This window comes from Peribacillus phoenicis (assembly GCF_047238085.1).
Classification (GTDB): domain Bacteria; phylum Bacillota; class Bacilli; order Bacillales; family DSM-1321; genus Peribacillus.
This window is the reverse complement of record NZ_JBDFMF010000001.1, coordinates 424,115-441,182: the sequence shown is the minus strand read 5'-3', so window position 1 is coordinate 441,182 and position 17,068 is coordinate 424,115. Positions and strand designations below refer to the sequence as shown.

23 protein-coding genes are annotated in these 17,068 nt (G+C 34.5%); 2 read left to right on the top strand and 21 right to left on the bottom strand.

The window, feature by feature from the left end:
- Window positions 1-20 precede the first annotated feature (20 nt).
- From ABC374_RS02170 to ABC374_RS02155, 4 genes are all read right to left on the bottom strand, one after another.
- Window positions 21-401 carry a winged helix-turn-helix transcriptional regulator gene (locus ABC374_RS02170; RefSeq protein WP_350301298.1) on the bottom strand — a complete coding sequence of 127 codons (381 nt, stop codon included), beginning with the start codon at window positions 399-401 and terminating at the stop codon, window positions 21-23.
- A gap of 406 nt (window positions 402-807) precedes the next feature.
- Window positions 808-1,269, bottom strand: coding sequence for a GNAT family N-acetyltransferase (locus tag ABC374_RS02165; protein ID WP_179891138.1), 462 nt, complete (start codon window positions 1,267-1,269; stop codon window positions 808-810).
- 265 nt (window positions 1,270-1,534) lie between these two features.
- Window positions 1,535-1,927 carry a DinB family protein gene (locus ABC374_RS02160; protein WP_413015612.1) on the bottom strand — a complete coding sequence of 131 codons (393 nt, stop codon included), beginning with the start codon at window positions 1,925-1,927 and terminating at the stop codon, window positions 1,535-1,537.
- A 315-nt stretch (window positions 1,928-2,242) separates the two neighbouring features.
- On the bottom strand, window positions 2,243-2,701 hold the full coding sequence (locus ABC374_RS02155; protein WP_413015610.1) for an NUDIX hydrolase: 459 nt from the start codon (window positions 2,699-2,701) through the stop codon (window positions 2,243-2,245).
- A gap of 385 nt (window positions 2,702-3,086) precedes the next feature.
- On the opposite strand from ABC374_RS02155, the gene ABC374_RS02150 reads away from it, so the two are divergent.
- Window positions 3,087-4,319 carry an IS110 family RNA-guided transposase gene (locus ABC374_RS02150; protein ID WP_413015608.1) on the top strand — a complete coding sequence of 411 codons (1,233 nt, stop codon included), beginning with the start codon at window positions 3,087-3,089 and terminating at the stop codon, window positions 4,317-4,319.
- 165 nt (window positions 4,320-4,484) lie between these two features.
- Here the strand turns inward: ABC374_RS02150 and ABC374_RS02145 are convergent, their stop codons facing one another.
- The 3 genes from ABC374_RS02145 to ABC374_RS02135 form a co-directional block, all read right to left on the bottom strand.
- A complete protein-coding gene (locus ABC374_RS02145; protein ID WP_413015606.1) occupies window positions 4,485-4,727 on the bottom strand; it encodes a CPCC family cysteine-rich protein in 243 nt (80 codons plus the stop codon).
- 296 nt (window positions 4,728-5,023) lie between these two features.
- A complete protein-coding gene (locus ABC374_RS02140) occupies window positions 5,024-5,416 on the bottom strand; it encodes a hypothetical protein (protein WP_413015604.1) in 393 nt (130 codons plus the stop codon).
- Complete coding sequence (locus tag ABC374_RS02135; protein WP_350301312.1) at window positions 5,406-5,900, bottom strand: helix-turn-helix transcriptional regulator; 495 nt, start codon at window positions 5,898-5,900, stop codon at window positions 5,406-5,408. Before ABC374_RS02135 ends, ABC374_RS02140 begins: the two co-directional genes overlap by 11 nt.
- Before the next feature lie 908 nt (window positions 5,901-6,808).
- Between ABC374_RS02135 and ABC374_RS02130 the strand changes: the two genes are divergently transcribed.
- Window positions 6,809-6,967 carry a hypothetical protein gene (locus tag ABC374_RS02130; protein WP_413015602.1) on the top strand — a complete coding sequence of 53 codons (159 nt, stop codon included), beginning with the start codon at window positions 6,809-6,811 and terminating at the stop codon, window positions 6,965-6,967.
- Window positions 6,968-7,112: 145 nt separating this feature from the next.
- On the opposite strand, the gene ABC374_RS02125 is transcribed toward ABC374_RS02130, so the two are convergent.
- The 14 genes from ABC374_RS02125 to ABC374_RS02060 form a co-directional block, all read right to left on the bottom strand.
- Window positions 7,113-7,763 (bottom strand): class I SAM-dependent methyltransferase, encoded by a 651-nt coding sequence (locus tag ABC374_RS02125; RefSeq protein ID WP_413015600.1) that lies wholly within the window; start codon window positions 7,761-7,763, stop codon window positions 7,113-7,115.
- A gap of 140 nt (window positions 7,764-7,903) precedes the next feature.
- Window positions 7,904-8,764, bottom strand: coding sequence for a transporter substrate-binding domain-containing protein (locus tag ABC374_RS02120; RefSeq protein WP_413015598.1), 861 nt, complete (start codon window positions 8,762-8,764; stop codon window positions 7,904-7,906).
- Window positions 8,765-8,988: 224 nt separating this feature from the next.
- Complete coding sequence (locus tag ABC374_RS02115) at window positions 8,989-9,354, bottom strand: nuclear transport factor 2 family protein (RefSeq protein WP_350302784.1); 366 nt, start codon at window positions 9,352-9,354, stop codon at window positions 8,989-8,991.
- A gap of 155 nt (window positions 9,355-9,509) precedes the next feature.
- Window positions 9,510-10,301, bottom strand: coding sequence for a phosphotransferase (locus ABC374_RS02110; protein WP_413015596.1), 792 nt, complete (start codon window positions 10,299-10,301; stop codon window positions 9,510-9,512).
- A gap of 195 nt (window positions 10,302-10,496) precedes the next feature.
- On the bottom strand, window positions 10,497-10,919 hold the full coding sequence (locus ABC374_RS02105; RefSeq protein ID WP_350301301.1) for a DUF4181 domain-containing protein: 423 nt from the start codon (window positions 10,917-10,919) through the stop codon (window positions 10,497-10,499).
- A 709-nt stretch (window positions 10,920-11,628) separates the two neighbouring features.
- Complete coding sequence (locus ABC374_RS02100; RefSeq protein ID WP_413015593.1) at window positions 11,629-12,093, bottom strand: DnaD domain protein; 465 nt, start codon at window positions 12,091-12,093, stop codon at window positions 11,629-11,631.
- Window positions 12,094-12,329: 236 nt separating this feature from the next.
- On the bottom strand, window positions 12,330-12,965 hold the full coding sequence (locus ABC374_RS02095; RefSeq protein WP_413015591.1) for a hypothetical protein: 636 nt from the start codon (window positions 12,963-12,965) through the stop codon (window positions 12,330-12,332).
- A 59-nt stretch (window positions 12,966-13,024) separates the two neighbouring features.
- The gene (locus ABC374_RS02090) at window positions 13,025-13,681 is read right to left on the bottom strand and encodes a hypothetical protein (protein ID WP_413015589.1); all 657 of its coding nucleotides are present in this window, start codon (window positions 13,679-13,681) and stop codon (window positions 13,025-13,027) included.
- A 281-nt stretch (window positions 13,682-13,962) separates the two neighbouring features.
- A complete protein-coding gene (locus ABC374_RS02085) occupies window positions 13,963-14,331 on the bottom strand; it encodes a VOC family protein (RefSeq protein ID WP_413015587.1) in 369 nt (122 codons plus the stop codon).
- Between the two features lie 241 nt (window positions 14,332-14,572).
- Window positions 14,573-15,031: an NUDIX hydrolase gene (locus tag ABC374_RS02080; RefSeq protein WP_048684119.1), complete on the bottom strand. Its 459-nt coding sequence runs from the start codon at window positions 15,029-15,031 to the stop codon at window positions 14,573-14,575.
- A gap of 145 nt (window positions 15,032-15,176) precedes the next feature.
- Entirely contained in the window at window positions 15,177-15,371 is a 195-nt protein-coding gene (locus ABC374_RS02075; protein WP_284469644.1) for a hypothetical protein, read from the bottom strand.
- Between the two features lie 69 nt (window positions 15,372-15,440).
- A complete protein-coding gene (locus ABC374_RS02070; protein WP_034306256.1) occupies window positions 15,441-15,647 on the bottom strand; it encodes a DUF5316 family protein in 207 nt (68 codons plus the stop codon).
- Window positions 15,648-15,809: 162 nt separating this feature from the next.
- Window positions 15,810-16,235, bottom strand: a complete 426-nt coding sequence (locus ABC374_RS02065) for a cytidine deaminase (RefSeq protein WP_413015584.1) — start codon at window positions 16,233-16,235, stop codon at window positions 15,810-15,812.
- A 237-nt stretch (window positions 16,236-16,472) separates the two neighbouring features.
- Entirely contained in the window at window positions 16,473-16,880 is a 408-nt protein-coding gene (locus tag ABC374_RS02060; RefSeq protein WP_413015582.1) for a hypothetical protein, read from the bottom strand.
- Window positions 16,881-17,068 lie beyond the last annotated feature (188 nt).

The following is a 17,068-nucleotide window of genomic DNA, read 5'->3' as shown; positions in this document are numbered from 1 at the left end:
TTGTAAATTAGGTCGGCTTCTTATATGTCATGTACGTCTTCAAGCTGTGGATTAGCTAGAACGGTAGCCCTTCCCCCGTACTTTCTCTCTATATGCAAATCCCCCCACCTACACATCAGATGAAGGATCTCCTTTAGACTCCAGCCATAGTCTGTTAACTCATATTCGACTTTTGGTGGAACCTGATTGTAAGAAATGCGCAAGATGACGCCTTCCTCTTCAAGCTCCCGAAGTTGCTGCGTTAACATTTTTTGAGTAATTGCGGGTATCAAGCTTTTCAATTCATTGTTACGTTTCTTTCCAAATGTTAGATGAAAGAGAATTACTGGTTTCCACTTTCCTCCAATCACCTCCAAAGTTCCCTCTACCGCAGTGTTGTAAATCTTATTAGGATCCTTCATTACACACCTTACCTCCCTTTTTAGAATATTTCGACACAGGTCACTGGTAAACATCATATGAATTGGAGCCAGTAAATATCCGTTTTTGAACATTATAACTGCAAGCAAAATATTGCGCTATCCTGCCCCGTTAATTGAATAACTTATAGTTCGATTCTTACGATTAATCTCTTCTCTTATTCAAGAATATGGCCCAATTGCTGAACAAAGGTCAAACAGCACTCTTTAACTATCCTGCCCTTTAGTTCTCTAAGAAAAAGCTGCCTAAAAGACAGCTATGATCTTCAGCTAATGCACCCTTTAGTTTAAGTACAATCCTTCACAATCTTTTTTTGAGAAATCGGAATAAGTTGCCACTACAACTTAAAGACAGATCTTATAGAAGAGAAGAAAAACATAAATAATCTTATAATTTTTTTTCATATTTAAATAACTGGAGTTTTTCAGTAACTTGTACTTCACCTATTTTTATATAACCTAGCTTTTCATAAAAATGGTGATTTCTTTTGTTTAAATAAGGAGTATATAAGCTCCAATCTTTTATCAATGGAAATTCGGACTCCATTAACTTGATTATCTTACTTCCAAGTCCTTTATTTTGAAATTCATTTCTTAAGAATAATTTACTTAATCTTAATCGGTTTTCATCCAAAGGGCGAATATCTATTGCTCCAATAATAGCATTGCCCGACAATATAGTGTAATGAAAAAAACGCTCAATGTTTTCGATTAATTTTGCTTCCGTTTCATTTACAGGTGTTGAATCGTGGTCTTCATATAAGGCATAATCTTCTGCAAAAACTTCTTTTTGTATAGCTAATAAATCTTCGACTTCATTCAATTTGGTCTTTTTAATACTGACTTCCACCAATATGCACATCCCTATTGATAAATGATTTAATGTTCCAAATAATAACATATACCATAAGGGATAAATACAAAAACCATTCTTTTCATTAGTATATTTTTCAGTTTTTTACTATATTCTTATTCAACTAACCTGCCCCGTTAGTTCATTAAGGGGTAGAGTCAGGAAAATGCGGATTTACAACGTTAAGAAAGTTTCAATATTAAAAAACCTAATTTCTCAGCATTAAATGAGAAATTAGGTTTTTTCATTAATAGAAAAAGACTTATAAGTATTTATCACTAATCACTTTCATATGGTGTAACTCGTGCCCGACAATGCCATATGCAAAGGTACCTATCGAAACTGGGCTGTTCATTACAGTTCCATAACGATCCCACGCTGCATCATCAATGGTTGAAATAAGACTTAACGTGTTGGAGCGTACCGTGTCTAAACCAGCTAGTAGCTGCTCCCAGGATAATTTGTTGAAGTTTGCCGCAGAAACGTATTGATCCTGATCCATTGCTGGGAGTGGTGCACTTTCATTTCGTGCAATGGCAAGCATTCGATACGACATCACACGTTCCACGTCGGCCAAATGCCCAATCACTTCTTTTAAAGTCCATTTCCCTGGTGCGTACGCCTTCCTTGCTGACTCCTCTGATATGCTGCTCAAGAAGGTAATGGTTCTTAGTTCGTTGCTTACTAAGTATTTCTTCTATATCTCCATCTGGCACAAGACTAACATACCTATCATACTCTGGATTTTCAATAGCTAATGGGCGTGGACGCACAAGAATCCTCCTCATCGGAATAGTTAATTATGGTTCTAGGCTAATATTCGACTGTCAAGAAGATATTTCCTTTATTTGATATTTAATTTCATTACCGCAAAATAATTGCAAATTAAACAACTTTTAGTTGCATAAGAAAAGAAGCTGCTGATCAGCTCCTGGCAATTAAGTACAAAAATTTGTTAGCTTAATAAAAGTTATTTACTTAGTTGTTCATTATAAATACTAATTGAATGTACCCTCTCTTTTAATAAGTTATCTAGTATTTGCTTCAGTACCCTTGGTTCACGTAGTTCTTCATTATCAAATTTCACAAGGTCATTCACCTTAATCCATCTACTGTCTAAAATTTCATCTTCTTCAAGATTTAAAGAACCACCATTAACCTCACCAGTAAAATGAAATAGAATAACTTGATTGTTTGTACTACTGATAAAATTATATACACCCGTTGTACCATTAAGTTTTACATCAAAGCCAGTTTCCTCTTTTACCTCCCTACGTGCTGAATAGAGGATGTCTTCACCATATTCAATGCGTCCACTCGGAAAGTTCCACTTGTCAATAGCAGTTGGTTTATTTTCTCTAATAATTAAGACTTCATCATCTCTAAATATTGATACACTAACTACTAAAACTATCCCATTATGAGCCATCCTTTTCGCCTCAGTTATTTAATTTTATATTTATTGCTACCTTTTTCTCTACTTAACAGCTGATTACCTTCTTCTACCAATAACCTGCCTTGTTAGTTCCATAAGAAACTTCTATGGCGGCGATCCTCGCCGCCACCATCTACCACGAAACCTGCTCATTACCCCAAAATAAAGTCTAACCCATTAAACCGTTGACAATAATGGTGATAACAATACAACCAGGCTGAACTTTTTTTGGAGGATCTCAAGGAAGATACCCTGTATAAGAAACTGGTTGTGACAGTATGGAAGAACCATTTAGTGTACTGCTAGTACGTATACAAAAATTTTTGTAACAAATCTCCTGTCATATGTATTGTTAATCTTTTTTTGAGGTGATTCTCCTATGGAAGCAATGATTGAACGGTGTGCTGGCCTAGATGTACACCAAGAAACAGTAGTAGCCTGTGTATTAGTTGGACCATTAGATAAAAAGCCAAAAACCTCTATTGAAACTTTTTCAACTACAACAACGGGACTCCTAGCTTTAAGTGATTGGCTCGCTACCCTTCAGGTATCCGATGTTGTGATGGAAAGTACCGGAGTCTACTGGAAACCAATATGGAATATACTCGAAGGTTCTATTCACCTTGTTCTGGCCAATGCCAGACATGTCAAAAATGTTCCAGGGCGTAAGACTGATGTGAAAGATGCCGAATGGCTTGCCAAGCTTCTAAGATGCGGACTGATTGAAAGCAATTTTGTCCCACCAGAGGATATTCGTGATTTACGAGATCTTACTCGTTATCGAAAAAAACTGATTCATCATCGCACATCAGAGCAGAATCGCATTCACAAAATTCTTCAAGATGCTAATATCAAGCTAACATCCGTTCTATCAGACATTTTTGGTGTATCGGGACGCCGTATCCTTGAAGCGATTCTAAATGGTGAAAAAATAGAGACCGATGGTCTTCGAAAAATGGTGGATTGGCGAACAAAAGCAAGTATTACTGACATTGCCAGTGCAATTAATGGCCGTATTCGCCGTCATCATCGTGATATGTTGCGTTTCCATTGGGAGCATATGGGTTATTTAGAACAAACCATAGAAGAATTGGAAAAACAAATCGATCAGCTCCTGTCCCCCTATCGTAAGGAAGTAGAATTATTGGATGGTATACCTGGTGTGAACAAGGCTGCTGCAGCTACATTTATTGCGGAGATGGGTATTGATATGTCTGTATTTAAGTCAGCTAAACACCTTGCCTCTTGGGCTGGTGTGAGTCCTGGAAATTACGAAAGTGCTGGTAAAAAAAAAACGAGTAAAACCACACAAGGAAATAAAGCTTTAAAAACAATGGCCGTAGAATGTGTATTAGCGACATCAAGACAAAATAATCGAATTGCTTCACATCGAAAAAGGATTACCAAACGGCAAGGAAAAATGAAGGGACGAATCGCTTCTGCCCATTTACTATTAACGATTGCTTACAACATCTTAAAAACAGGAGAACCTTATCATGAACTAGGCTCAAATTACCTTGAAGAGAAACAAAATAACAAAGAATTAAAAATGATCGAATACCTAAAAAAGAAAGGCTATACAATCGATCCAGCTGAGCAACAAACTGCATAACCAGTTAAATTACGACATAGTACATTTACGCCCATCAAAAAAATGAGAATATGGAGGGTTTATTTTAGTATGGCTTTTTTACTATTGTGTTTTCATACAAAAATGCTGCCTTAAAGACAGCACCGATCTTAAGTTAACGCACCCGCTAGTTGAAGAAGAAAATAATCAATTTACCCTCACTCTTTTCCAATTTGGGTCCTTTATATCCGACTTATTTTGCTTTCTTACATACTGCAAACTTCTTTCCCCTTTAACACCAAATTTTTTGAAGTTTTGTTGTGCTTCTCTAAAGGAAACATAATTTGCTCCATCCTCATCTGGATGTTCATATTGGTAACCATCATCTTCCCAAAAACAGATTTCAAAAATATCATGCGTTCCTGGAGGTTCTTCTTCTAATGTTTCCACAGCAAGGACAATTGTATTTCATACAATTTCCTCGACAATTTTTATGAATTTTACCAGGATTTCTTATTCAACTAACCTGCCTCTATAGTTCCATAAGAAAACGGTTAAAATTTTTCCCAAATCGGTACTGCTTTATTGTAAATTAAACACGTAGAATAAAGTAAGCCTACGTTCCTTGCAATTCAAGGAGGCTTTTTTTTACTTTTTCTTTGTAGGCTATGTTAATGGATATTTTTTTATATTTATTAAAGAAATGAGTAACTTTTAATTCAAAGAAGTTACTCTTCTTAATCAAATTAATCTTTAACTTTATTTTTGGTTCTATTTGCTAACTTCATAGCGAAGAACTGAGGAATCAAATTCAAAAAACTCACCAAGATTAATAATTGATATGGAGTTAATGGCTTAAAATAGCCACCCCATCGTTCGTTCCCTGTCATCTCGCTTATAAAATAAAATGAAATTATTACAGATAATATATTACCAATAATAAGAGAGATTGAATTATTAAAGAGTTTGCCGAAGAAAGCAAGAAGTGAAGTCACTACAAGCATAATTAAATAGCCAAGCATTGAACGGTTAGCAAAATCTTGGTGCATTGAAAAATAAACAAAAGGAAAACAGTATAAACAGACTATTAGAATACCAATTACTATTTTTCTTAGAACAAGCAAAATCTTATTCTTCATATATCCCTATACCTTTGTCTATCTCGATATTCCCCACATCCTGTAATTCATTTAAACGACTTAAACTCTCTTCTTTATCAAAAGAACTATGCCAACGATAATCATATTGATCCAATATACGGTAATGGTTACTAATCAAATTTTGTTGCAAACGAAAATCCCCTCTATACTCGATTTCTTTCCACCATATCTTACCACCCATTGTTTTTTCTTTAGGCGTCCCACCATTTTTGCTAGCAATTAACTGAACAAAATCAACAGGATTGTCACCAATTGAAGATATCAACAATTGGCTATGATTAAACAAAGCACAAAAGGCAACAACGGTGGTCCAATTGGCTTCTGTTCTTCTTTTTTCAATTTGAACTAGTGTTTTTTTTGAAATCCCTAGAATTTCAGACATCTTATCTTGAGAAAAGCTTTGTTCTGTTCGGACAAGTTTCATTTTTTCTGATATTAAATTGATGAATTCTTCTTTTTCCATATATACTAAATACTCCTTTTTAGTGTAATTTTACACTAAAAGTATTATTTTTCAACAAAAAATACCCTTCTTGAATAAAACCTCGCATATTAATTGTTTGTCCTGGCCCTTTAGCTGTTAGCTGCATAAGAAAAGGAGCTGCTGATCAGCTCCTGATAATGAAGTAAAGCATCTGTTAATTCATTAAGCAATTCTTATTAAAGAACCGCTCCCTTTTGTTGAATACCGACAATATTATTAAAGGCTTTTGAAGCCTGTTCACGCGTTTATTGCAATAAAGAAATCCGTTAGAATGTTAGATGCACTCAACTATAATCTTCAATTAATGATATCTTCCCTTCAGTAAGTCCAAATATGGACTTTCTTTTAATTGAATCTTATCTCCACTTTTTAATCCGTTAGGCAAATCAACAGCCAGTATTGCTTCATATAATTTGCACTTCTGCTTTATCATCTATAGCACTATAGTCAATAACCGTCTGACGGCGACTGGAGAAAATCTTTGACGACTTTTCCGCCAGTTCTCTAAACTCCTGTATTCCTCTGGTCTCTGAGTTCATTTCGCCATTCGTGAAATTCCTAAACATTATCTCTTTATGAAGGAGTTTAACGATATTTTCAAATATCAAATGAATTGTAGGTCATAATATAATTTTCAATGATTTATTTGCTCTTTTCACTAATCATGATATATTCCCTCTCATCAATATAATTTTTTTCAATATATATTCTTTACGACACATATATTCCCTTCAACTCCCACAAAATAATACGATCAAGTATGTAGAGTATCACTTGAGTTTCCGAGAGGTGTTAATGGTTTTAGGGCTATTTTTGCAAAAGCAATTTGCTTTTGTTCTTCAACAATCTGGCCCAATTGTTGAACAATGAATTGAGGAGGACTTTGTATGCAACAGAATCAACAAGCTAAAGAGAATTTGGGTTCTGTTATGAAACCAGAATTTGCCGGAACTGATGCACAAAAAGTAAAACAAGAAATTCAAAAAGATGTAAGCGAAGGACAAGGTGCAATGACTTCCCGAGAGGCAGGAGCAATGCGCGATTAAAAAACACTCTGAGTGGTTTTTTATTTTTCTAGCTAGCCTGCCCCTTTATTTAATTAAGGATATTTTTTCACATTTAATAGGCCATCAAATGATGGCCTAATTTAAGGTACTAACACAGGTGGTTAAATAAAGAATGTTAACCTATTTAAGACTTTTGTGACATTATTTCTAATGTACTATGGAAATGAGGTTGACCGTGCGTAATGTCCAAAGAGTAAGACTGAGACAAGCATATGGTTTTATAATCCGTAAAAAAGCCTTCTAATTCACTTCTTGTAAAATAATGAAGAAACATATTTGAATTTTCATTATAAAACGTATGCTCTGCTAACTGTTCATACCTCTCTGGTGCTTTCTTTCTACCTGGTTCTTTATCATCAAAGACATTAATATATACAAACCCATTTTTTTGCAACCCAATTTTCACCTTGTCGATAATATTTTTAATTTCATTATCAGGAAAAAAATTAAGTACATTCGAAAGTATGATTAAAGAGTATTTATTTGGTTCAATCTCAAAAGAATTAATATCTTGAACTTTAGCGTTAACATTCAAATTGTGCTCTTTTGAAAGTTCCAAACATCGCTCTACTGCTGTTTCCGAAATATCAATACCCTCAACAGCAAATCCCTGTTCAGCGAAAAAAAGGGCATTTCTTCCTTCTCCAATACCTATGTCTAAAACCTCTCCGTTTTCAGGAAGCATTTCAACGTATTGAGATAAGATGTCATTAGGATTGAAACCCCATAAACTATCCACATTTCTATATTCCTTCTCCCATATATTTTGTTTCATTTGTCACCCCCGGTTTTTGCTTTCATCTAACTCAAAACTATATTCTTTTTTTAAATTCACTGTGGCATTCTAATACTATCAAAGCACCTGTTACCCTACACGGCAGTATTTAGAGTAGCTTTTGGGAGCATCTCCTTATTCTATTCCATCCACTTTTTGTAGAGGGCTTCAAATTTCCCTTGAAGCTTCATTTCATCCATCCACATTTCCAAGTAGCTTGCATAAATGAAATCACCTCTTGGAATCATATAACCTTTTTCACTATTTGTGAAAGGCTTGTCAGTTTGAGCCGCATACAGTCTGGAATCAGCTTTTGCATACAGCATTGCTTCTACTGTGTCAGTGATCATTACATCATACGTACCTTCTGCAACAAGATGTGGGATATCAAGATTGTTTTCTACAACCGTTACTTTAGCATTGCTTAGATACTGACGAACAAATTCTTCGTTTGTTCCGCCTGGATTTACGCCAATGCGTACAGAAGGCTTGTTGATATCTTCAATGGTAAGATACTTGTCTTTATCTTCCTTGCGAATCAAAGGCACCTTACCGAATGAAAGGTAACCTTGGGATACATAAGCGCTTTTTTGTCTGGCTGTGTTGCGAGTCACACCTCCCACAGCGATATCAAATTTGTCCGCTTGCAGGTCTTTCATCATCTCAGGCCATGTGGTAGCGACAAATTTCACCTCCACACCAAGGTCTTTGCCAAGCTCTTTGGCAGCGTCCACGTCAAAGCCTTCATACTCATTTGTTTCAGGGTTCAAATAGGTAAATGGTTTGTAGTCCCCGGTCATTCCTACCCGGATGTACCCACGTTTGATTATTTCATCAAGCTGAGAAGAGTCAACTTTTTTCAAATGCCCTGGTGCTTTTTCAGATGCCGGTTCAGCCGAGACGTTTTGCGAGGAGATCAGGTCGTGACCGACGTAACCAGTACCTAGCAAGGATAAGCTGATCACTCCAGCCATCAGTGCTTTTTTCCAATGGTTATACATGTGATTTTACCTCCATTTTTTTCTATATTTTTAATTGATCTACCAATTATTAAAAATACAACAAAATAAATGAATCACCTTCAAAAAAAAACACTTTTTTATATTTAGGTTATTTTAGCATAGCAGTAGATATGAAAAGGACTACACATATTAGTCATATCTAAAATGTGTAGTCCTAATTTAATAATTTCTGGTTGAACTAAAGCTCCCCGTTAGTTCAGTAACTAAAGCGAAGGAGTTGTTTTTGTACCTTGGTGAAAGAACATTTTCCATCTTCCATCTCTAAATTTCCAAATTGAACTTCGCAATGAATGTTGTTTTTTACCTTCGTTAAATATTCGGTAGGTAGTTAACACTATTTCTTCAGACAATGGATGTATTTCAAAATCACTCAATGTCATCTTTACCTCACCTATTCCTTCTTCACCAATCCCCTCATCTTTGTACAAGACGTTACCAGAACTTCCAAATTCAAAAAAATTGTCTGCAAGTAAATTATTAAGCTCTTTTTTGGATGTACGAATTTCTGGTTTTAACAACTTCTCTTCCAGTTGACGTAAATGTTCTTCTAACGAAGATTCACTTTCCATTTTCCACTCCCCTTTTTTACTGTCCATTATAAAAACATCCCAAATACTCGCTTTTCCCTCCTCAAGCTAACCTGCCCCGTTTGTTGCAAAAAGGAGCTGCTGATCAGCTTCTGTCAATGAAGTAAAGCACCGGTTAGTTCAACAAAAACCTACCCTTAAATCCACTCTTTTCCATGTTGTCGAATGAAATTGATATCATTTTGATAATGTTTAAGATGCCCTTCAGCAATCATTTTTTGAAAAGCAATATCACCTTCCCTGGCTTTTCTTGTAATGGTTTTACATAAACCTTCTAATCGCAGCAATACCATTTCCAAATAATTTTCTTCTATTCCCTCACCGTAAGATTCAAAAAACAATATAACTCTTCGTTTTATACGGTTAGCATGCTGTAATGAATTATAATAAACTTTCTCACCTGTTTCAGAAAGATAAAATCTGCTTAAGGGAACGCAAGTATAAAGAGTATAAGCTATGTCCCAAAGTCTTGGACCAGGTCCAGCAACATCAAAATCAATAATGCCTATTGGTCTTTTATGATTAAAAATAATGTTGTACATTGCAAAATCATTATGGCATAGTACCTCAAATTGTTGGGGGGTGTTATCTATCGATTCCCAGCTACCATCAAATGAAAAATCACTGACAGAATCATGATAAAGACGGAGCATTTTCGCTATATCCATTAAGACATCATCAGACCACATGTATTCCTTTAAAGGATAATTACCCGCTTCTCCTTCAATAAATGATAATATCTCTCTTCTTTTTTCATCAATACCTAAAAACTTTGGTGCATAACTGAAACCTTTGTTCTCCAAATGCTTTAATAGCTTATGAATTTTGGGACTATCTGGCTTTAATTCCCGTCGCACTGTATCTCCCGAATGGCAAACATTAGAAACATTCCCTCCTGTTAGCATCTCTTCGTTTTCATGGTTTGACATCTATATATTCCTCCCAACTATAACTTTCTATATCCGTAAATCAATTCCTGTTTGTCCAACTATCCTGCCTCTTTAGTTCCATAAGAAAAGAGCTGCCTTAAAGACAGCTCCGATCTTCAGCTAACGCACCCATTAGTTCTATAAGAAAAGCGAACCTTATTCAAGAATCGCGCACGATTGCTGAAGATAGATTTTTTACCATTTCAACAACCCAAAAAAATCAGTCGTAAACACTGAAAGTAAAAATATTGATATTATCACTAATTGAATAGTTGAAAAAATATAATCATTTCTATTTTCTGCATATCTCTTCTCCATAATTACTCTAACTGTTTCAGATGCAATTATAAAAACAAACAAAAGGATATGCGTTTCCAAAAACCAAATATGTTCTAAAGGTTCACGTTTGACGTTAGTGAAAAAACCGATAAACAAAAAGACAATAAAAATGATTCTAATTGTCCAATCAATTTTTTTGTGTTTATCATTTACATGGCCATAGGAAAACAATTTTTTCTTTTCAACATTAAGCCATTTTCTCAAAACTTTATTAATGAAAAAGAGAAAAAGTCCAAAAACAGATAACATTAAAATTAACTTTACGAAAACACTCTCCACGAACGAATCACCACCTACAAAAAAAATCTTTCTTTTTTATCAAGCTCCAATTATTTCAAATATACTCATTCTAAACAAGACCCATCTTCAATAAAGTGGCCCAATTGTTGAACAACTCCATATACACTCTTGAACTATCCTGCCCCTTAGAAAAAGCTGCCTTATAGACAGCTACGATCTTCAGCTAACGCACCTGTTAAGCAAAAAAGGCCAAATGGCAGCCCACGGATCTCAAAAAGGTGATGTAGAACAGAATCATAAATAGAAAAATAGAACAAGAACTATAATCCAAAAACTCCAAACTTCAAATACTCCAGAGGTTTCCCACATAACAGTTAAAGGGTTATTTAAAGTAAGTAGAGTTAATATAAATGCTCCTAGAATAATTACTATTTTTTTAGACATAATAAATCGTCCTTTTTTGTAATTTATAACGATCACTACGAATGAAACAAAACTTCAGTGAAAAACACTAATATTTTCAATACGTTATTTGTATCTTGTTCGGTAATGATATAGAGCAAGGTGACTGAAGGGTGAGAATGATACAGGATCCGTTGCAACCTTTAAAATTATACCATAAAAATCCAAATCGTTATGGAACTAACCTGCCCCTATAGTTCCATAAGAAGAAGCTGCCTTAAAGACAGCTCCGATCTTAAGCTAACGCACCCGTTACTTAAAGAATAAATTTCTAATTACGACCATATCAGTAATTTTTTCCTGGTGATTCTTTGTATTTTTTCTGTTCATCCCTAACAAAGACAAAAGCTTCTTCAACAGTAGTTAGATTGTTTTCGTGCCAACTTTTACCCAATTCTTTAACCAAGGAATGTACCATTCCGATTCTACTGACCACTATAACATAATGCAGTAAAACGATTATTACTTCATCTTTCAGTCCCAATTCTTGCAAATCCTCAATTAACTTTACATCTTCTTCTGTAATAGTACCTTTGGGTTCTTTAATAAATTCAATCGGTGTCGTTGTTTTTACTTGATTTACATACCATTCATCGTAAGTCATTCCTGTTTTAGCTTTAAATTCTTCTTCTTGCTTTGCGTTCCATTCCTGAATAGTCATTCCATGTATTTCTTTAAATCTATCTTCTGTTGTCTTACCTTGTATTATTTTACCCTTTGTTTTTTTTAATGTTTTCTTCTTTTTCGTCATCCTTTTCTCCTTAAATTTCTATTTCATTACACCTTCAATATTTCCCTGCCTATTGAACTAAACTGCCCCGTTAGTTCATTAAGCAAAAGGCCACACATTGCAGCCCTGGATCTCAACTAACGCACCAATAGTCAGATAGGTTCATATAGGATATTAAGAGAAAATAAAAAAGAGCCCTGTATGGACTCTGTATAACTTTAAATCGTATATAGAAAATTTATCTGTTTTATATAAAATCAAAAACCTTCCATTGGATCTTCCCAACCTATTTCTTTATCAGTAAAAGTTGCTGTCCAATTTCCTTCTTCATTAATTGCTGCTTGCTCTTCTTTAGTCTTCGTTCCATTCATACCAGCATCCAATCCAAGAAACACTCTATAAGGCATCCAGATACTTCCACCAGACTCGTAATCGAGTCCTTGTTGAATTTCTCCCAAAGCCATTAGCAAATCTCTCTCAAGGTTAGCGTTTTTAGTTGGTAGAAAAGCTTCAATTCTCTTGGCTTTTTCTGCCAGTTCTGATTTAATTTCTTCAGTTAACCAAGCATCATCTTCTAATTCTCCTGGCATATTTTCGTATATAACGACAAGTTTAGAAAAGTATTCGAATTGATCTTTTACCATTGCTTTCATTTCTGGTGTGATAGCTTCTTCTCGCGAAACAGTATTCTCAAAGTCCTCAGAAAAATCAGGCTCTCCTGATTCTAAAACTTTATCTTCCGAAACTTCTTCTGGTTCTGAAACTGTTGATGGCTTATGTATTTCGGCTGATGCTGTTGCTTTAACTTTTCCTTCTGGTTTTTCTTCTTGCATACATGCACCAAGTAATCCTATTGAGATAACGCCTGCTGCTAATAATAAACTTTTCTTCATGTTGATTTCCTCATTTCTATGATTCATCTTATACAAGATGTCGAACAATCCGTATTCCTTCAGTTACTACTACTGATGAATTTTTCAATCTCTTCAACTTTCTTGCCTTCAGAAAAGTATGTGTAGCCAGTCGGTTCTTTTGGCAATTCATTTACTGCAATATCAAGGTCGTTAAACACTAAGCTCATGTACTTGATAGCTTGTTTCTGTCTGTCTGTTGGTTCATTCCAATACTTATGTGCTTCCCATTTATCTGTTCCTTTAGGTAAAGTAACGCCATCTAACACTTTCTCTTGCTCAACTTCTATTATGAAAGATAGAGCCATAAGATTATTAAAGTCTTCTTTCATACTATCTCGTACATCAAGAGAATTTTCGAACTCATTTATAAATGCTGTTGCTTCTCCGTAATAGTAGTATTCAGCTGGGTGACCATCTTCTTTTATTACATCAGCGTTGTCTCTTTCCACACCGCCGCCAAAAGCATCGGCATAATAACCAATCTGACCTTCAAATGATCCTGAAGCTTCTAGTTCAGACATTTCTTCTTCTTCAAATTCTGGCTCTTCTGTAACTTCTTCTGAAGAAAGTTCTTCAACTTCTGTCGGTTCTACCTCGGCCGAGGTTTTTATTTCTACATATTTTTCTTCTTGCATACATGCACCAAGCAATCCAATTGAGATAACGCCTGCTGCTAAAATAAGATTCTTCTTCATTAAAAATTTCCCCATTTTCTCTCATATAAGATTAACTAATCCATCTTAATCTAATTGGACTAGAAAAGCACTATGATTATTCAGAGACCTAAATAGATAGCCGCCAGTTTTATATAACCTACCTGCAGTATCTTTTTTTGGCTTTGTTAAACATTAATGTTGATTTTTTAGAACAAATAAAAGAGACCACTTATTGTGGTCTCTAAAGTGCATCCTATGGAGCTAACGCACCCGTTAGTTCTATAAGGCCTTGTATTGTACTCTATGTTTCAAAAAAGAACTTATAAGTTCAAATTTTGAATCATTTCTACCCTATTACCAAATGGGTCTCTAAATTCAAATCGTTCAAAATTTGGAATTGGAACACCATCAAGTATTTGTATATTCTCTTTTGTTAATCTATTTTTCCAATATGAGATGTCTTCTACTTCGTAAGCAATATGTGCTTTAGTTTTCAATCTATCAAAATCATCTTCTGTTCCTATATGTACATCTTTATCACCGACTTTTAACCAAAATCCTCCTCGTCCTTTAAGAGATTCGGGTTTTTCGATTTCTTTTAAACCTAAAATACCACAATAGAAATTTTTAGCCTTTTCTTCAGTCTCCTTTGGAATAGTTATCTGAACGTGATGTAATCCTTTAATCATTTTATCACCCCTATGAATTCAAATTTTTCCAAAACTTCCCCTTTAACAAAAGGATACTAAACTTCCAAAGTAAATAAAATTTTATATTATTTATAAAAATACATAAGAATCTCTTATGGTTAATGTTTTATATTTATAGTTACATCTTCAATTAACCTGCCCCGATAGTTGCATAAAGATAAAGCTACCCTAAAGACAGCTCTGATCTTCAGCTAACGCACATGTAGTTCAACAAGGATATTTATTTACCTAATTGTTGATTAAAGATATTTACTGAATAGAAACTTTTATTAACTAGACTATTTCCTATTTGTTTTATAACACCTGCATCACGAAGTTCTTCATTATCAAAGTTCACGAGGTCAGACATATTTACCCATTTACAGTCTATAATTTCATCTTCTTTAATATCTAATGATCCTCCAGTAACTTCTCCAGTAAAATGAAAAAGAACAACTTGATTACCAGCACTACTGATAAAGTTATAAATACCAGTAGTGGTAGTAAGTTCCACATCAAACCCTGTTTCCTCTTTTACTTCCCTTCGGGCTGCATAGAGAATGTCTTCACCAGACTCAATTCGTCCACTAGGAAAATTCCACTTATTCATTGCACTGGGTTTATTTTCTTTTATCATTAAAACTTCTCCATCTTTGAATATTGATACACTAACTACTAAAACAATCCCATTTTGAGCCATTCTTTTCTCCTCAGCATTAATATTTAAATACTCCTCACTACTTTTTCTCTTCTAAATAAACATTTTCCTTGTTGAACTATCCTGCCCCGTTAGTGCCATAAGAAAAAGGCTGCCTCAGCAACCTCTCTTATTGTAGTGAAAAACTCTAATCCTTTTTACTTTCTATATTATGTAATTGAGCGACTATAAACAAAAGTAAAACAACAATCATACCAACCATAGCCGCAATACCAGCATGATATCCGGAAAAAACTTCATTTCCTTCAAAAAGGCTAACTATGCCAATGCCACCTATCCCTCCAATGAGTAACAAAAACAACATCACTGTAAATTTCCACACATCAAATTCCCCCAAAAATACACAATTACATTTTAAGCTAACACGTTTAGTTAAAGAAAAAAGTAGTGCTTAAAGAAAATATATTAATCCAGTAATACCCAAAGAGATTACACCTATGAGGCCTGAGAAGAATGCTATTTTCGTTCTAAAATTCCTATGTCCTTCTGATTCAGAATGAAAATTAGCTCTTTGCTGTTGCCCACCCGTCCAAGCTCCAATAAAAATACCAGAAATAATAATGCCAACTACTCCGATTATAAGAAAAAACTTAAACATGAATAAATCCCCTTTTTTACATTTTTATTACATAATATACCATGAATTTCATTACATTTCTTGGTGAACTAACCTGCCCCTTTAGTTCATTAAGCAAAAGGCCACCAAATGGCAGCTCCGGTTCTCAACTAACGCACCTGTTAGTTCATTAAGGTTTTTTATTTATGATTCTCGACTATATTTAAGTGGAATTAGTTCACCAATTTTAGTTTTCTGTAACTCGCCATCTATATCTAAAACAACAAAACAATCTGGTGAATAATCGGTGATTAATTCCCTACACATCCCACACGGACTAACTACTCTTAACTCTCTATTTTTTTCATCTGAATAAGGATGTCTAACGGCAACAATTGTATCAAAGTATTTTTCTCCGTTTGAAATTGCATTTCCAATCGCGATAGCTTCAGCACATACTGTAATCCGTCCAATGTATGCTTCTATATGTACCGCAGAAACAATATTTCCCGACTTTGTTTTTAACGCTGCTCCCACATGATGCCTATCATCTTCATAGAGGTGAGTAATTTTACTTTTAGCTTCATCAATTAATTTAAAATCATTTTCTGTTAAAGGATAAGTTTTCATAATTTTTCCCTCATTTTTTCTTATTTGTTTACCCACTTATATTTAAATTATTTTTATTTACAGTATCTCTATATTCTAACTTATGAAGTGTTTTTTTATGAAAAATTCAAGATATCATCATGTTTTCACCAAAAATCCTTATTGAACTAACCTACCCAGTTAGTTGCATAAAGAAAAAGCTGCCTTAATGACAGCTCCGATCTTAAGCTAATGCACCCAATAGTTTAAGTACATTTTTCACTTACTGGTTAATTCAATCGCCATACGCAAGTTCGAAATGACACCAAGAAGCACTAGTAACGAACAAAACATTTTTTCAAAAGGTGTTCCTAATAATTGTTGTAAAAACCCAAAAAACCAAAGTACAACAAAAAACCAACATATAATGGTTCTTCCTCTTTTATGTTTATAAAGTCTATTTCCACCAACAATTTGCGTGAAGACTCCTCCCATAATACAAATAATGATACTTATAATAGATATTGGTAGTTGAGCAGCATAGGAAACAGACCGTCCACCATTAACCCATGTGAATGGAATAACACCGCTAATAATAAGAACATGGAGTAACACTGTTATTCCGTAAAAACAAATCCCCATAAATACAGCCATTTTCAGTTCAATTTTTCTAACTCTTCTTAGCATATATAACCTCGCTTTTTCCCAACTTTACTGTATTACACGTTACCCTTATTATATTGGAGACCACGGAGATGAATCATTATCAAATTTATGCTTTAACAGAAAAATCCATGCTAATCCAAATTAAAATAAAGGTTTAGGCATTCTTGTTAAACTATCACACCCTTTAGTCTAAGTACATTTGTTCACAT